The following is a 17,217-nucleotide window of genomic DNA, read 5'->3' as shown; positions in this document are numbered from 1 at the left end:
AGGAGGAAAAATTTATTGGCAGAATATAAATTTAAAAAACGAATGCAAAAGTTAGTTGCAAAAATGAGTATAGCAGTTTTTATAGTTGGTATATTTTCGGGAAAAACAATATATGCAAAGGAATACAGAAGTGCTCAAATTACTAAGCTTAAAGGTAATGCAAAAGTATTTATACAAGGTGGTGAACGCCCATTTGATGTTTTTGAAGGGATGAGTTTAGTAGAAGGAAATAGTATAGTTGTAGATGAAAATTCACAAGTAACACTTTTAATAGATGATGATAAACAAATAGTTATTTCAGAAAATAATCAGTTAACTTTGAGTGAACTATCTGGAGATGAGTCTGAAGGGCAAACATCAATAGGACTTTGGTCGGGTAAAATATGGGCAGATATTAAAAAAAAGTTAAAAGGAGCAAGTAAATTTGAAATAAAAGCTTCTTCTACAGTAATGGGAGTAAGAGGGACAAAATTTTATGTGAATTTTACTGAAAATAATATTGATGTTGGAGTGTTAGAAGGAATTGTTAGCACTAGTACATCAATAAATATTACTGATAATAAAAATAAGGTTGTTAAGGAAATTCAAAATGTATTAGAAAAGAATGAACATATGGTTGTGGATTCGGAAGTGAATGGTGAAAAAAATCTAGATATGAAGAAAATAACTAAGGAATCATTAGATTTATTTATACTTCAAATAGTTAAGGAAAATTCAGAAAAAATAGATTCAAAATTATTAGAAGGAATAGAAGAAGTTATAGAAACGAAGAAACAGGAGAAAGAAGAGAATGATAAAAAGGAAGAACAGCAGTATAAAATAAGTGTTCCTATAAGACAATATACAGCACCAAATGATAGAGATAATAATCCACCACCAGATAACAATGCTACACCAGATAACAATGCTACACCAGATGAAAATGCTACACCAGATAACAATGCTACACCAGATGAAAATGCTACACCAGATAACAATGCTACACCAGATGAAAATGCTACACCAGATAACAATGCTACACCAGATAACAATGCTACACCAGATGAAAATGCTACACCAGATAACAATGCTACACCAGATGAAAATGCTACACCAGATGAAAATGCTACACCAGATGAAAATACTATACCGGATGAAAATATTATACCGGATGAAAACACTACACCAGATGAAGACACTACACCAGATGAAGACACTACACCGGATGAAAATACTATACCAGATGAAAATACTACACCAGATAAAAATACTATACCAGATGAAAATACTATATCTGTATCAATAGTAAATAGTGCAAGTAGTTGGGCAGAAATGAAGATAGCAATAGAATCACAAGATTTAGCATTGAATTTAGGAAATGAATATATAGCGATGGGAATAACAGAAAAAACAAAAGTAGCAGAAATAGTATTAAGTTCAAGATCAATAGAAGGATATGCCGATAAAGGAGCAATACAAACAGCATTTAATACAGCAGTATCAGAAGTAATAAAAGAAAAAGAAAAAGAAGTAAAACAAAAAGAAGAAGTAGAAAAATTAGCAGCAGCTGTATTATCAGTGAATAATGCAAGTAGTTCAGAAGAAATGAATACAGCAATAGAATCAGTAGATTTAGGATTGAATTTAGGAAATGAATATACAGCAATGGAAACAACAGAAAAAACAAAAGTAGCAGAAATAGTATTAAGTTCAAGATCAATAGAAGGGTATGCCGATAAAGGAGCAATACAAACAGTATTTAATACAGCAGTATCAGAAGTAATAAAAGAAAAAGAAGAAGAAGTAAAACAAAAAGAAGAAGCAGAAAAATTAGCAGTAGCTGTATTATCAGTGAATAATGCAAGTAGTTCAGAAGAAATGAAGACAGCAATAGAATTAGTAGATTTAGGATTGAATTTAGGAAATGAATATACAGCAATGGAAACAACAGAAAAAACAAAAGTAGGAGAAATAGTATTAAGTTCAAGATCAATAGAAGGGTATGCCAATAAAGGAGCAATACAAACAGTATTTAATACAGCAGTATCAGAAGTAATAAAAGAAAGAGAAGAAGAAGTAAAACAAAAAGAAGAAGCAGAAAAATTAGCAGCAGCTGTATTAGCAGTAAATAATGCAAATAGTTCAGAAGAAATGAAAATAGCAATAGAATTAATAGATTTAGGGTTAAATTTAGGAAATGATTATGAAACATTGGAAGCAGTAGAAAAAACAAAAGTAGCAGAAAAAGTATTAAGTTCAAGAGTAATAGAAGGATATGCTGATAAAGGAGAAATACAAACAGTATTTAATACAGCAGTATCAGAAGTAATAAAAGAAAAAGAAGAAGCAATAAGACAAAAAGAAGAAGCAAAGAAATTAGCAGCAGCTGTATTATTAGTAAATAATGCAAATAGTTCAGAAGAAATGAAGACAGTAATAGAATCAGCAGATTTAGCATTGAATTTAGGAAATGAATATACAGCGATGGAAGCAACAGAAAAAACAAAAGTAGCAGAAAAAGTATTAAGTTCAAGATCTTCAGAAGGATATGCAGGTAAAGAAGAAATACAAACAGTATTTAATACAGCAATGTCAGAAGTAATAAAAGAAAAAGAAGAAGAAATAAGACAAAAAGAAGAAGCAGAAAAATTAGCAGCAGCTGTATCAGCAGTGAATAATGCAAGTAGTTCAGAAGAAATGAAGACAGCAATAGAATCACAAGATTTAGGATTGAATTTAGGAAATGAATATACAGCGATGGAAGCAACAGAAAAAACAAAAGTGGCAGAAAAAGTATTAAGTTCAAGATCAATAGAAGGATATGACGATAAAGGAGCAATACAAACAGTATTTAATACAGCAGTATCAGAAGTATTAGAAGAACAACAACAACCAGAAGCACCTATAGTAAATCTACAAATTGATTCTGATGAAAATCTTAACATTAATGGGGCAGATAGTACTATGGAGTATCAAATAGGTGATGGAAGTTGGAATGATATTAGTCAATTTAGTATGTATGAAGCATTAAGAAATACGGATGCTTTGATAAACATTAATGTAAGAGTAAAGGCTCAAGCAGGAGAAGGTGGAAATGAGAGTGGGAAAATTACAACTTTAGTTATGAAGAATAACAGTGTTGACTCTCAGATAATGTATGGTGCAGTAGTTAAAAAAGAAACGGGGATTTATACAGTTAAATTATTAAATAACATTAATAATTTAAATAATATTTGGGTAAAAATTGGAGATAATGATTGGACAAAATATGAATTAATTGATAATAAGGTTTCTATAAATACAACTGAAAATATTAGAGTTAAATGTGTTGCAGATAATTTAATTGATGAATTAAAACTATTAGCAATTGATAATACAGTTATAGCACCAAAGCCATATGATAATTACATTGAATTTAGTATGGATAATCTAAATAATGAAGTTAAATTTTATATAGCAGGGATAGATCCAGAAGAGCTTGAATACGATAATATTACAATTAACACGGCACAAGATGTAGATGATTATGTTAATCAAAATAGTGGCATTGGTTTTGCAGAGTACTTAAATGATGTTGTGGAGTATCAGAGTAATTATAGATGTAAGGAAACCTATATGTCAACAATGAAAGCATATATTATTGCGGAGTATGAAAATAAGAAATATTTGGTATATGTTTCTGAAAAATTTACAAATCATATCATTATGACTGTTGAAGGGCAAGCAACAGTAAATAGTGCAAATAATGATTATGATATGAAGGTGGCATTGGAATCAGGACTTTTAGAGTTGGATTTTGGAATGGATTATGGAACATTAACATATGAAGAAAAATTAAAAGTAGCAGAAAAGGTACTAGCCTTAAGACCAGAACCAGCATTTCCAGATAGAAAATCAATCAAAGAAGCATTTGATACAGCAGTATCAGAAGTAGTAGCATCAAAAACAAAAGCAGAAGCTGATAGATTAGCAGCAATATTAGTAGTTAACAATGCAGAAGGAGAAGATAATTTAATTGTAGATAATACAACAGGAATAATACCAATTGGAACAGTAGTAACTTTATATGATTCAAGCATAGGTGGAAATAATATAGGAACAATTAATATTGAAAGCACGACTTCAAGCAGCATATCAATATCAGCAAATATATTTGATACTTTAAACACTGCTTATGTTTCATTAACAGAACCTGATGAAAATGAAAGTGAAAGATATGAATTTATTGTACCAAATGTAATAGAGGCACCAATTGTAAATTTACAGGCTAATGTGGATGGAAATATTAGTATTAATGGGGCAGATAGTACTATGGAGTATAAGATTGATAATGGAAGTTGGAAAGATATTAGTGATTTTGAAACCAAAGAATTATTATCAGTTAGTGTAGATATAATAGATATTAAGGTAAGAGTTAAAGCAGTATTACAATCAGGAGGGCATGGAAGTGGGAAAATAACTACTTTAACAATGAGTAATAACGATAAATATTCTCACTTAGGTTATGATGGAGTAGTTAAGAAAGAAGCAAATCGTTGGTCGATCGAATTGTTAAATAATACTGATAATATAAATAATATATGGGTAAAGATTGGAGATAATGGTTGGATAAAACATGAATTAATTAATAATACTATTTCTATAAGTGCAAGTGAAAATGATAATATTAAAGTTAAATATGTGACAGACAATTCGGTTAATGAATTGAATTTAATAACTGTTGATAATATAATTATAGACACAGATAGTGGATATATTGAATTTCATGTAGAAGATGATAATGATATTACATTTGAAGTGGGAGCAGTCCAATCTTCTTCTAATGAAGTTATTAATGGCCTAAATGATATAATGGCTAATGGAGAAATTTTAAATCTTTGGTCACTTAGTAATCATAATTATAAATATCATATTCCTTATGGAGAGTATAAAATTTATATAGTAGCTATATATAAGAATGAGAGCTACATATTATATATTTCAGATATGATTAATCGTGAATTACCAATTCCGGATCCAGCATAATGTTTTAATTTATACAGTGCTGAAAAAGTAATATCTAATTTTTAGAATTATTTAAAACAATAATTTAGACAAAATGAAGGAGCAATTATATAGTTAATTATATAATTGCTCATTATTCTAATTTTATATTATAAAAACTTTATTAAAAAGTACTCAATAGTAAAATTATAAAAAAGTTTAATCTGTAACTTATTATAAATAGGGTTTGATTTACAGGAGGAGTTTCATGGGAAGATATAAAGGGGTTTTAAAATTTATTGGATGCGGCAGTGCATTTAATGTGAGATATGGAAATAATAATGCTTATATAAAAAAAGGTAAGTCTCTATTGTTAATTGATTGTGGAAGTAGGACTTTTAGCAAAATTATTAAAAATAAATTAATTGATGGGGCAGATTATATAATTGTTTTGATTACACATATGCATTCGGATCATATAGGTTCTTTAGGTGATTTAATAGCCTATTGTTACTATGTTTTAAAGAAAAGGGTAAATATAATTTATCCAAATATTCAACAGATAAAACAATACTTAAATTTAGTAGGTATGAGTGAGGAGGTATACTTTTTAATAAATGAACAAGAAATATACAATATAAAAACAGAGGATTTTAATATTGTTATTGAACCTATTAAAGTTGAACATGTTAAGAATTTAATGTGTTATGGATATGTTTTAAATTATAATAATAAAGCAATATACTTTAGTGGAGATTCTTCAGAAATAAGTGAGTATATATTAAATAGATTTTATAATAATGAAATTGATTATTTATATCAAGATACGTGTAGTTATGATTTTAAAGACAATCCTCACTTGTATATAAATAAATTATCCAAATATATAAAACTAAGCTATAGACAAAGGGTTTATTGTATGCATTTTAATGAAAAATTTGACTTTAATAAAGCTTTAGAATATGGTTTTAATTTGGTAGAAAATGAATATTAAATAACTTTGAAGAGTAAGAGGTGAAACCTTGAATAATAATGAAACTATAAATAAACTTAAATATACAATTATGCAATTAAACAAAATAGGAATGGCTTTATCACAAGAAAAAGATACATATAAATTACTTGAAAGTATATTAGAATTCGCCATGGAATTTACAAAAAGTGATGCAGGAAGTTTATACACTGTTGAAGAAAAGGAAGAGAAAAAAATTCTAAAATTTGCAATAACAAGAAATAATTCAAGAGAAATTAAATTTAAAGAATTTGCATTAAATGTAGATAAGAATAGTATAGCGGGATATGCTGCTTATACTGGAGATTATTTAAATTTAAAAAATGTAAAAGAAATTCCAAGAGAATTAAGTTTAAAATATAATGACAGCTTTGATAAAATTATTAACTATAAAACAATTAATATGTTAGTTGTACCTATGAAGGATTTTGAAGGAAATGTAATAGGTATTCTTCAAATTATAAACAAAAAAAAGGATTATAATAAGAAGCTTAACAGTGAAGATGATTTTCAAAATTATATAATACCTTATGAAAATGAAGAAGCAGAGATGGTTATTTCTATAGCTTCCCAAGTTGCAGTATTGTTTCAAAGAGTTAAATTGTATGAAAAAATAGAAATGTTATTTAAATCTTTTATGGAAACTATGGTAGCTACTATTGATGCTAGAAATCCAGAGACTGCTGGTCACTCTAAAAGGGTTGCAATTCTTGCTTTAAGGTTTGCAAAATCTATTAATAATGTAGATTATGGTAGTTATAAAGATTATGTTTTTTCTAATGAGGAGTTAATGGAATTTTATTATGCAGCACTACTACATGATATTGGAAAAATTGGTATATCAGAAAATGTATTGTTGAAGAAAAATAGACTAACAAATGATAGAATTGGAAGTATTATTTATAGATTTAAATTTATTAAAAAGAATTTAGAAATTAAAGAATTTAAAAATTTAATAAATGAAGAAGAAAAAGGAATTTATAATAAATTAGATGAGTATTTAGATTTTATAGTACAAACTAATACAAAAGGATATATAACTGAAGAAGAAGAAGAAAAACTTGAAGAAATTAAAAAGGTTAAGTATGAAGATTATGATGGTGAATTGAAATTATTAATAGATGATTTTGAATTTAAGAATCTTAAAATTAAAAGAGGAAATTTAACACAGGAGGAAAGAAAACATATAGAAAAACATGTTATCTACACAGATCAAATACTGAAAAAAATTAATTGGGTGGAAAATTTAAAAAATGTAAGAAGTATAGCTATTTCTCACCATGAAAAATGCAATGGTACAGGATATCCTTTTAAACTAAAAAAAGAACAAGTTTCATTTAAAGGAAGGATGCTTACAATTTTAGATATTTTTGAAGCACTTACAGCAAGAGATAGAGCATATAGAAAGGCTCTAGATGTAAACAAAGCTTTGAATATTTTAAAAAGTGAAGTTGAAAGAGGTTATTTAGATTCAGAACTGTACGAAATATTTATAAAAGAAAAAGTTTATAAGGTGTTAGAAGAAAAATAAATTTGTCTATGTATATTATTAAAAAAACTGAAAAATAGTGGTACAATAATGTATGAAAGTAACAAAATGCTTGTTTTATTTCAAACTTAAATACAGGAGGCAAATATTATGAATAAGAGAGTAGCGATAGTATTTATGGCATTAACATTAGTATTTTCTACTTTGTTTGCAGTAGGTTGTTCAAATAAAATAGAAAATATTAATAAAGAAAGTAAAAGTAGTATGGATGATGCTAATAAGGAGAATAAAAAAGAAAAAATCAAAATAGCTGCATTAAAAGGTCCTACAGGTATGGGGCTGGTTAAGCTTATGGAAGAAAATAAGGATGATTATGATATCACTATGTTTAATTCACCTACCCAGATAGTTCCTAAAATTGTGAATGGAGAATTTGATGTAGCAGCAGTACCAGCTAATTCAGCAGCTGTTTTATATAATAAAACAAAGGGTGGAGTTAAGCTAGTGGGTATAAATACTTTAGGTGTTTTACATATTGTTGAAAATGGTGATACAATAAAGAGCATAAAAGATTTAAAAGGAAAGACACTGTATGCTAGTGGAAAAGGAGCTGTTCCAGAGTACGTTTTGAATTATATATTAAAGAAAAATGGATTAGAGCCTGATAAAGATGTTAAAATCGAATATAAAATGCATCATAGTGATTTAGCAACTGCTGTTGCTTCAAAAAAGGTTGAAATAGCAGTATTACCAGAACCTTTTGTGACTACAGTAAAAATGAAAAATAAAGATTTAAAAATTCAATTAGATTTAACAAAAGAATGGGAAAAGGTATCAGATGCAAATAGTAAATTAGTTATGGGAACGTTAATATGTAGAAAAGATTTTATTGATAAAAGAGGAAAAGATGTAGATGAGTTTTTAGATAGATATAGGAAATCTATAGATTTTGTAAATAGTAACAAAACAGAAGCAGGTAAGCTTATAGAGAAAAATGGCATAATTTTAAAGGCAGCAATAGCAGAAAAGGCTATTCCTAAATGTAATATAGTATTTATTAGTTCACAGGATGGAAAGGATTCTTTAGAAAAATTCTATAGTATTCTAAATAAAAGTAATCCAAAATCCATTGGAGGAAAAATTCCAGATGAAAATTTCTACTACACGAGTAAAAAAACAAACTAAAAAAACAAAAAAAATAATAAAAAAATTTTTAATATTACTATTTTGGTTGTTAATATGGGAGCTATGCTCCCTTTTTATTAATAATGAAATCTTGTTTCCATCACCTTTTAGTGTATTTAGAACTTTATGTGTGCTTATAGGAAAGAGGTATTTTTGGCAAAGTGTATTTAGAAGTATTTTAAGAGTAATAGTAGCACTTATTTTATCTATCATTATAGGTATAATTTTAGGAGTGATATCAGGAATTAATGAATTTGTAGAAGAATTATTAAATCCTTTTATAATAACAATTAAAGCAACACCAGTTATTTCAATTATAATAATAGTTTTAGTTTGGGTTACATCTTCTAATGTGGCAATACTCGCAAGTGTGTTTATGTGTTTTCCACTGATCTATACTAATGTACTTGAAGGAATAAAATCAGTAAATAAAAATTTAATTCAAATGGCTCATATATATAAGGTTAAGAGAAAGTACATATTAAAGGATATTTATTTGCCATCTATAAAACCATATATTGTATCAGGAATACTTATGTGTTTAGGTATTGGATGGAAGGTATGTGTGGCGTCAGAGGTTTTAAGTACTCCGAGATATTCTATAGGATTAAATCTTTTAAATGCAAAAACTATTTTAGATACGGAAGAACTTTTTGCATGGACTATTGTAGTGGTTTTATTAAGTTTTATTTTCGAAAATATGTTTAAATATTATATAAAAAATAAAGCCAAAGAATGATATATGAAGGATACTATATGGAGAAGATAATTATGAGTGATAATGTTAATGATTATGAAGTGAAATTAATAAATGTATGTAAGAGTTTTGAAGGACAAAAGATTTTTGATAACTTAAACATAGAGTTTATGAAAAACAAAATTTCAATTATATTGGGACCATCAGGGTGTGGTAAAACAACGTTGTTAAATATTATAAGTGGTATAGAGAAAGCAGATACTGGAAAAATAATATTTAGTGATAATAACATATCTTATATTTTTCAAGAGGATAGGCTTATTCCATGGCTTACAGCTTATGAAAATATAGCATTTGTTTTAAAATCATATATGGAAAAAAAAGAAATGGACGATATTATAAATAAATATTTAGTAATGGTAAAACTAAAGGAACATAAAGATAAATTGCCAGCTAAACTTAGTGGTGGAATGAAAAGAAGAGTTGCCCTAGCTAGAGCTTTTGCACATAAAAATAGATTATTACTTATGGATGAACCTTTTAAAGGGCTTGATTTTGAACTTAAAAAAAGTATAATAGAAGAGTTTTTGCAAATTTGGAGTGAAGACAAAAGGACAGTTATAATTGTAACTCATGATATAGAAGAAGCAAAACTATTAGGAGATAAAATATATTATTTATAAAAAATTTCATCAAAAAAAACTTTCAAAAAAAGAACTTTAAGGTTAATTTTTAATTATTGTGATATAATAATAGAAGTGATGGAAAATAATACTGATATAAAAGTAAAATATATCATCTACAATGTAGGGTATATTACTAGAATAATAATTAAATATTGGTAAAACATAAATAAAATTTTATGATGCATAGACAGCAAATTTTTTACCACCTTTATAAAGGTGGTTTTAATTAATTCAACCTATCTTTGGTTTATAGGTTTAGGTTAAACCTTTCAATATAAGAAAATACAATAAAAAGGAGAATACTTGCAATGAAAAAAAATTATAAAATGAAGAAAACAATATCTGTAAAGCGCTTTATTTCGGATTTAGGAGAAGAATTTTCTGAGAACATGAAAAAAAGATTATTAGAACTAGAAGTAAGATGTGTTTTAACAAGAAAAGAAGATAAGTGTAAGCTTGATTTAAAACATGTGGAACACACTCAGTATGAAGATGGCTCAAAAGCTCCAAAGGAATATGTATATGGACAGTTTATAGTAAATGAAGGAATATTATATTTTTCAGATAGATGTACAGAAAGTGATAAAGTTATGCAATCTCCAATTGTAAGCGATATTTATGCTTCTTTAAATAATGAAGATATGATTTCTGATGAAGAGTGTAATGCAAAAAAAATAGATGACAGTAATATTGATTATGTTATAGATACTATATTGACAGTGTGTCCTGAAGTATCACAAAAATATCTAGATATTGTGAAAGAAATGACTTCATACCCAACAAAGTAGAATATTTATTAAATAAAATATATATTATGGAGTGATTATGAAAGAATATTTTTCTATAGGAGAAACAGCTAAGATTAATAATGTATCTATTCAAGCGTTAAGAATTTATGATAAGATGGGACTTTTAAAGCCAGCTTATGTTGATTCTAAGAGTAATTATAGATATTATACAATAGATCAATTTATGTATTTAGATTTAATAAAATATTCAAAAAACATAGGAGCTCCTCTTAAGGCACTTAAAGATGTATTTAATACCAAAGATGTTATAGCACTTCTATCGTTTATACAAAGTCAACGAAAAGTAGTAGAAAAAGAGATGATTAGATTAAAAAATGTAAGTATAGCTATAGGTCATATAGAAGATAAAATCAAGTATGCAATAGAAATGAAAGAAACTAATGAAATATATTTTAGAGAAATAGAAAAAAGATTTACCATAGATGTTGAGTTGAATAGAAAAGATAAAGAGAGTGATATAGAAATAAAACTAAGAAATATGGATAAAGTTGTTGAAGATAATGAGCTAATGTTTGAAGGTGAATCAGGATATTTCATCAATTTAGATTTGTTTTTAAATGAAGGTGAGATTTGTTATAAGAGTATTTATTCGACAATTTGTGGTGAAGATATTGATAATAAGAATATAGGAATTAGAACAATACCAGGTGGAAAATTTATATGTATAACCTATTTAAATAATGAAAGAGAAACAGCAGTAGAAAAATTAAGAAAATATATTAAAGAGAATAAGATTAATCCTATAAGTACTAGTATAGAAACTCAATTATTCAATACACTAGGATTATGGAAAAATGATGAGCTATTATATGAATTGCAAATTTTGATTTAAAGTTATTGACTCTATACATGGTATAGACTTTATAATCTCTTTTAGGAGGGATGATTTATGAAGTCACTATGGAAAGAGTTTATAAAATATGCTGTACCTTCTGTAATAGGTATGATGGTTTCAGCACTTTATATTGTTGTTGATGGAATATTTGTAGGTAGAGGTGTAGGGACAAGTGCTTTAGCATCAGTAAATGTAGCGCTACCTCTTATAACATTGATGATAGCCGCGACCATGATGATAACAATGGGAGGGGCATCGGTAATGTCCATAAAGTTTGGAGAGAATAAGCATGAAGAAGGAAATAATATATTCTTGCAGAGTATATTTTTAATAGTAGTTATATCAGCAGTATTATCAATAATTGGTATGTTATTTCCAGAGCAATTAGCTAGAATGCTTGGTGCTACTGATGAATTGTTAAAAGGAACTGCTGATTATCTGTATTACTATTTGATTTTTGGAATTGGATTTTCAGGAAGTTTAGCATTAAGTGCATTTGTTAGAAATGATGGTAATCCAAATTTAGCTATGCTTTCTTTGATTGTGGGTGCATTAACTAATATAGCATTAGATTATGTGTTTATATTTATACTCCATTGGGGAATATCAGGTGCAGCAATAGCATCAGGATTAGGACAATTATCTAGTGTAATTCTTCTTTTAACTCATTTTGTTAGGGAAAAAGGAGTACTTAAGTTATATGTGCCTAAGCTAAAAAAACATGAGCTTATAAGAATTTTGAAGACAGGAACACCAGAGTTTATAGTTCAGTTATCACCAGCAGTTACTATATTTGCTTTTAACCAGGTTGTAATAAGAAGGTTAGGAGAAATTGGTATGGCGGGTTATAGTATCATTGGTTATATAAGTACTGTGTTATTAGCATTGTTTATTGGTGTTTCTCAAGGAGTACAGCCATTGTTAAGCTATAACTATGGAAAGAGAGACTATGAAAAGGTAAATAAAGTATTCAAAATGGGAGTTAAAACAAATTTTGTAGCTTCATTAGTTATATATGGGATAATATTAATTTTTGGACAAAAAATAATCAGCATTTTTAATGGTAATGAAACTCTTATAAAATTAACTTATGATGCTATGACCATTTATGTTTTCTCATTTATTATAGCTTCAATAAATATAGTTAATGTAACTTATTATCAATCTACAGAAAGATCAAAGATAGCAAATATTATATCTATAAGCAGAGGAATGGTGTTTACGATAATTTCATTAATAGTTCTTCCTCATGTAATAGGGAATATAGGAATTTGGATTTCTATTATCTTAGCTGAGATTTGTACTTTGTTATTAATTCTGTACTTAACATATGGTAGAAAAGCATGTATATAAACTAATAATAAGAAAATTGTTGCACAATAAATTCAGAGCAAAGGTATATTTTTTAATTAGAAAAGCTTGATTAATATAAAAAAACCATCAATTTAAGAATTTAAGAGTAAAACTTCTTGAGAAAATTTTGGAACTTAAGAAGTTTTACTCTTTTTATATTGATATACATTAAGGTAAGTAAATACTTTTCAAAGATTTCTCATACAATATAGTAATAACAATATAATTAAAGAAGAGGAGAGTATGGATAAAGATAATAGTGGTTATATTGATTTAGATAGCAGAGCTGAGAAAATGCTGAGAAAAGGTGAATTTTTAGGACGTGGTCATAATGGGATTGTATATTTACTTCCTAACAAAAAAATAATTAAGATTTTCAAAGATAAGAAAGTATGTAATAAGGAATACGACATTTTGAAGAAAACTGAAAATAGTAAATATTTTCCTAAGACGTATGCTCATGGACCATATTACATTGTAAGAAGCTATGTAGGTGGAGAACGTTTAGATAAATATATTAAAAAAAGAGGTTTTAATAAAGAGATAGCACATAATATTATTAAGCTTATTAAAGAATTTAAAAGACTTGAGTTTAAAAAACTTGATATTAGATGTAAAGATTTGTACATTGGAAAACAATTTTCACTGAGAGTAATCGATCCTAAAAATAATTATTCTGAAGAGGTTATTTATCCTAGGCATTTAATGAAAGGACTAAATAAATTAGGTGTTTTAGATGAATTTTTATCAGCAGTTAATGATGAATGTCCTGAGGCTTATAAACTTTGGAATTTTAGAATGAAACAGTACTTAGATAAAGGAATCAAATAAGTGTTTAGGCATCTTAAAAAATAACTAGTAAGGATACTAAGAGATTTTGTATCATACTCATAAGTATCTTTGACTTGTTATTTTTTAAGATGTCTTATTTAAATTATCAGAAACTATTTTTTACTTAGGTATTCTTCAAGTGTTATGTTTTGATTTGCAATATTTTTTGCGTCTTCTTTACCAATATAACGAATATGCCATGGTTCATATTGATAACCTGTAATATGTTCTTTATCTTTTGGATATCGTATGATAAATCCAAAGTCAGCAGCATTCTCTTTAACCCACTTTCCTTCTTTTGTATTTCCAAAGTATTGGGTTAAATAGAAATTTACTGTTGCACTTGTTATATCCATTGCTAGCCCTGTTTGATGCTCACTTTCTCCTGCTTTGGCGCTAAACTGATTAGCAATTTCTATGCCGTGTTTGTTAATGCTTGAAGTAAATATTGCTTCTTGACGAGTATATGAACGATAACTGGATACTGCATACAAGTCAATATTATCTACCTTTGCTTTCTTAAATAATTCTTCAAGAGCTAATGCTGCATCACGTCTCATTAATTTTTTTTCATTAAATTCCTCAAAAGAGAATGGAACATTTGGTATTACAAGATTTTCAGGAACATAATCCGAAGGTAGACTATTATTTTTATTTACCAGTACTAAAATATCACTGGGGTTTGATACAATATTATGTTTATTAAGTGTTGATTGTATTGGAAGGTATAGGATTTGATTAGTATAAATAATATCATCAGTTAATTGATTAGCTGTGTTTATTTTAATATTCGGAAGCTTATTTTTAATATAATTTTGAATTCCTTGTTCTAAGTTTTCTTTATCTGTTTTTGGTATTTTATCAAATTCTTTTGCAAATTCATTTAATTGTTGATTTAGATATAAAATAATTATATAACCATCCTCATCTTTAATTATTTTATGATTAGTAAAATAGTTCATTTTATCACCCTAATTTTTTAGTATTTCCAAATGATAAGGGAAGTATACTAGGTTAAATTATAATTACAAAATTCGATATTTATAAAATAAAAGCAGTAGGTGATTATTATAAAAGTAGTTTTGGTTTAATATGGAGTGTTGATTAATATATATTACTATATTGTAGATTTATATGTAAAATTCACTTTAAAAAGAGGTAATATGTTTAACAAATAGTGTATTTTGTAAATGGTATTTATGTGAAAATAATATGGAATAATCAAATTTTTACAATTAATTACTTGAAATATACATATTTTTCTTGAAAAATGTCGATACAACTATTATAATTATATCGTTAAATAAATTTAAGCAATTTTAAATAGAAGTTGGAAGCAATGAAGAATTCTCTTTATCTGGGTACCTTGAGAATTTAGAGCTAGTGGTGCAACCGGTCAACAATTAATTATTATAATTAATTGTTTTTTTTTATTTTACTTTAAAATTTTGTTGTTAACGATAAGTTGATATGTGAAAATTAAATTAATTATTAGGGGGTAAAATATAAAATGAAAAATTTGAAATTCAGAACAAAAATGTTAATGTCTTTTGCTGTAATTATTATTTTTACAAGTATATTTTCAATTAATATACTATTAAAAATAAATACTTTAAAAACAACCTGGAATGATAATAAAAAATTAACAATGATTCAGGAATTAAGAAATTCTATAAATGCTTGTGGTATAAATGTAAGAGATATAAGAATTGAAAAAAATTTAAAAACTATTGATATGAAAAAAGGATGGATACGTGAAGCAATTAAAAAATATAATAGGACAATAAAAGAATTTGATAATGAAGATGATCCTGAAAACAATAACAACATGTTAAGGGAACTAAACAAAAAATCAGATAAATATTTTTTGCATGTAAACAATATTTTAGAGCCAAAAGATATGTCTAAAGTTACAGATAAAGAGATGTTTACTCTTATTAGTGAAGAAAAAGACTTGTTTAATAGTTTAGATAAATTTGTAAATAATGAATTTGAAAAGAATAGTACTGAAATTTCACAAGGGGAAAATTATATTAGGCATATAATAATTTTAGCAATTATACTTATTATAGGACAGTTGTTTATAGGAATCATTATTGGATTACTTTTAGAATTAAATATATCTAAACCAATTCAAATGGCTATTAGTGATTTGAAAATAGTTTCAAAAGGTGATTTTACTGTAGTTATTCCAAATGAATTTTTAAAACGTAAAGATGAGATAGGAGAGCTTGCAAATGCAGTTAATTCAATGCAAAAAGGGTTAATTGCTTTAATTAAAGAAATATTAAATGATTCTCATAATTTAAATGTAGCAAGTGAAGAACTTTTTGAAATAACTGAAGATATGAGTTTCAAATTTAAAAATATAAATAATGTAACAAAGACAATAGCAGGTGGTGTACAAGAAACAAGTGCTTCAGCAGAAGAAATTACAGCTTCTGTGGAAGAAATAGATTCAAGTATAAATGAATTGTCCATGAAAGCATTAGATGGAAGCAATAATTCAAATGAGTTTAAAGAAAGAGCATTAAATCTCCAAGATAACAGTAAAAATGCTTTAGAAGAAATAGAAAAATTATATGAACAAAAAAAACAAAATATATTAAATGCAATTGAAGAGGGAAAGATAGTACAAAATATTAAAGTTATGACGGATACTATTGCAAATATAGCAGAGCAAACAAATTTACTTGCTTTAAATGCATCTATAGAAGCAGCAAGAGCAGGGGAAAAAGGAAGAGGATTTGCTGTAGTAGCAGATGGAGTAAGAAAGCTTTCTGAACAGTCATCAGAGGCAGTAGCTGATATTAAAAATACTATTGATAAAGTACAGATAGTATTTGAAAAACTTTCTTTCAATAGCAGTGAAGTATTAAAATTTATTAATGATTATATAAATCCTCAAATTGATTCATTTGTTAATATGGGAAATCAATACTATAATGATGCAGATTATGTAAGTAAAATGTCAGAAGAATTAGCGGCTATGACAGAAGAATTAAATGCTACTATAAATCAAGTAAGTGAAGCAATTCAGGTTACGGCTGAAATTGCACAAAAATCATCAGAAAATACAGATGAAATACATGTAGATATAAATGAAACATCTGATGAAATGGAAAAGGTAATGAATGTTGCACAAAATCAAAATGAACTTGCTCAAAGACTTAATGAAATAGTAAAGAGGTTTAAAATATAAAATATATAATTGCAAAACCAAAAAAATGATATTGAAAATTAATATCAATTGCATTATAATGAATTTATTGTAAAATTTTATTTAACACAGAGTGATAAGGATAAATTTATGATACAAAATAGCTAAAGTTTATTATTATAAATCTAAATATGAAGT

The 17,217-nt window shown here is 26.8% G+C and carries 12 protein-coding genes and 1 riboswitch; of the genes, 11 read left to right on the top strand and 1 reads right to left on the bottom strand.

From position 1 onward, the window contains the following. Positions 1–15 precede the first annotated feature (15 nt). From OW763_RS07375 to OW763_RS07330, 10 genes are all read left to right on the top strand, one after another. Positions 16–5,004 carry a FecR family protein gene (locus tag OW763_RS07375; RefSeq protein WP_268040446.1) on the top strand — a complete coding sequence of 1,663 codons (4,989 nt, stop codon included), beginning with the start codon at positions 16–18 and terminating at the stop codon, positions 5,002–5,004. A 226-nt stretch (positions 5,005–5,230) separates the two neighbouring features. Further along, entirely contained in the window at positions 5,231–5,956 is a 726-nt protein-coding gene (locus OW763_RS07370) for an MBL fold metallo-hydrolase (protein ID WP_268040445.1), read from the top strand. 28 nt (positions 5,957–5,984) lie between these two features. Beyond that, the gene (locus OW763_RS07365; RefSeq protein WP_268040444.1) at positions 5,985–7,505 is read left to right on the top strand and encodes an HD-GYP domain-containing protein; all 1,521 of its coding nucleotides are present in this window, start codon (positions 5,985–5,987) and stop codon (positions 7,503–7,505) included. Positions 7,506–7,613: 108 nt separating this feature from the next. Further along, on the top strand, positions 7,614–8,648 hold the full coding sequence (locus OW763_RS07360; RefSeq protein WP_268040443.1) for an ABC transporter substrate-binding protein: 1,035 nt from the start codon (positions 7,614–7,616) through the stop codon (positions 8,646–8,648). Next, the gene (locus OW763_RS07355; RefSeq protein WP_268040442.1) at positions 8,611–9,387 is read left to right on the top strand and encodes an ABC transporter permease; all 777 of its coding nucleotides are present in this window, start codon (positions 8,611–8,613) and stop codon (positions 9,385–9,387) included. Before OW763_RS07360 ends, OW763_RS07355 begins: the two co-directional genes overlap by 38 nt. A 17-nt stretch (positions 9,388–9,404) precedes the next feature. Next, positions 9,405–10,028, top strand: a complete 624-nt coding sequence (locus OW763_RS07350) for an ABC transporter ATP-binding protein (protein ID WP_268040441.1) — start codon at positions 9,405–9,407, stop codon at positions 10,026–10,028. Between the two features lie 311 nt (positions 10,029–10,339). Continuing rightward, positions 10,340–10,819 carry a hypothetical protein gene (locus tag OW763_RS07345; RefSeq protein ID WP_268040440.1) on the top strand — a complete coding sequence of 160 codons (480 nt, stop codon included), beginning with the start codon at positions 10,340–10,342 and terminating at the stop codon, positions 10,817–10,819. A gap of 37 nt (positions 10,820–10,856) precedes the next feature. Next, positions 10,857–11,672 carry a MerR family DNA-binding transcriptional regulator gene (locus tag OW763_RS07340; RefSeq protein WP_268040439.1) on the top strand — a complete coding sequence of 272 codons (816 nt, stop codon included), beginning with the start codon at positions 10,857–10,859 and terminating at the stop codon, positions 11,670–11,672. A gap of 57 nt (positions 11,673–11,729) precedes the next feature. Continuing rightward, positions 11,730–13,028 carry an MATE family efflux transporter gene (locus OW763_RS07335; RefSeq protein ID WP_268040438.1) on the top strand — a complete coding sequence of 433 codons (1,299 nt, stop codon included), beginning with the start codon at positions 11,730–11,732 and terminating at the stop codon, positions 13,026–13,028. Positions 13,029–13,271: 243 nt separating this feature from the next. Next, positions 13,272–13,859, top strand: a complete 588-nt coding sequence (locus tag OW763_RS07330) for a protein kinase (protein ID WP_268040437.1) — start codon at positions 13,272–13,274, stop codon at positions 13,857–13,859. Positions 13,860–13,972: 113 nt separating this feature from the next. Here OW763_RS07330 and OW763_RS07325 read toward each other — a convergent pair whose 3' ends face one another. After that, a complete protein-coding gene (locus OW763_RS07325; protein WP_268040436.1) occupies positions 13,973–14,821 on the bottom strand; it encodes a M15 family metallopeptidase in 849 nt (282 codons plus the stop codon). Positions 14,822–15,182: 361 nt separating this feature from the next. Continuing rightward, positions 15,183–15,266: riboswitch (cyclic di-GMP riboswitch) on the top strand. 103 nt (positions 15,267–15,369) lie between these two features. Between OW763_RS07325 and OW763_RS07320 the strand changes: the two genes are divergently transcribed. After that, entirely contained in the window at positions 15,370–17,061 is a 1,692-nt protein-coding gene (locus OW763_RS07320; protein ID WP_268040435.1) for a methyl-accepting chemotaxis protein, read from the top strand. The last annotated feature ends 156 nt before the right edge of the window (positions 17,062–17,217 follow it).

The organism is Clostridium aestuarii, assembly GCF_026735135.1.
Lineage (GTDB): Bacteria > Bacillota > Clostridia > Clostridiales > Clostridiaceae > Clostridium_H > Clostridium_H aestuarii.
Note: the sequence above shows the minus strand (reverse complement) of the source record. Positions and strands in the feature narration are given on the sequence as shown.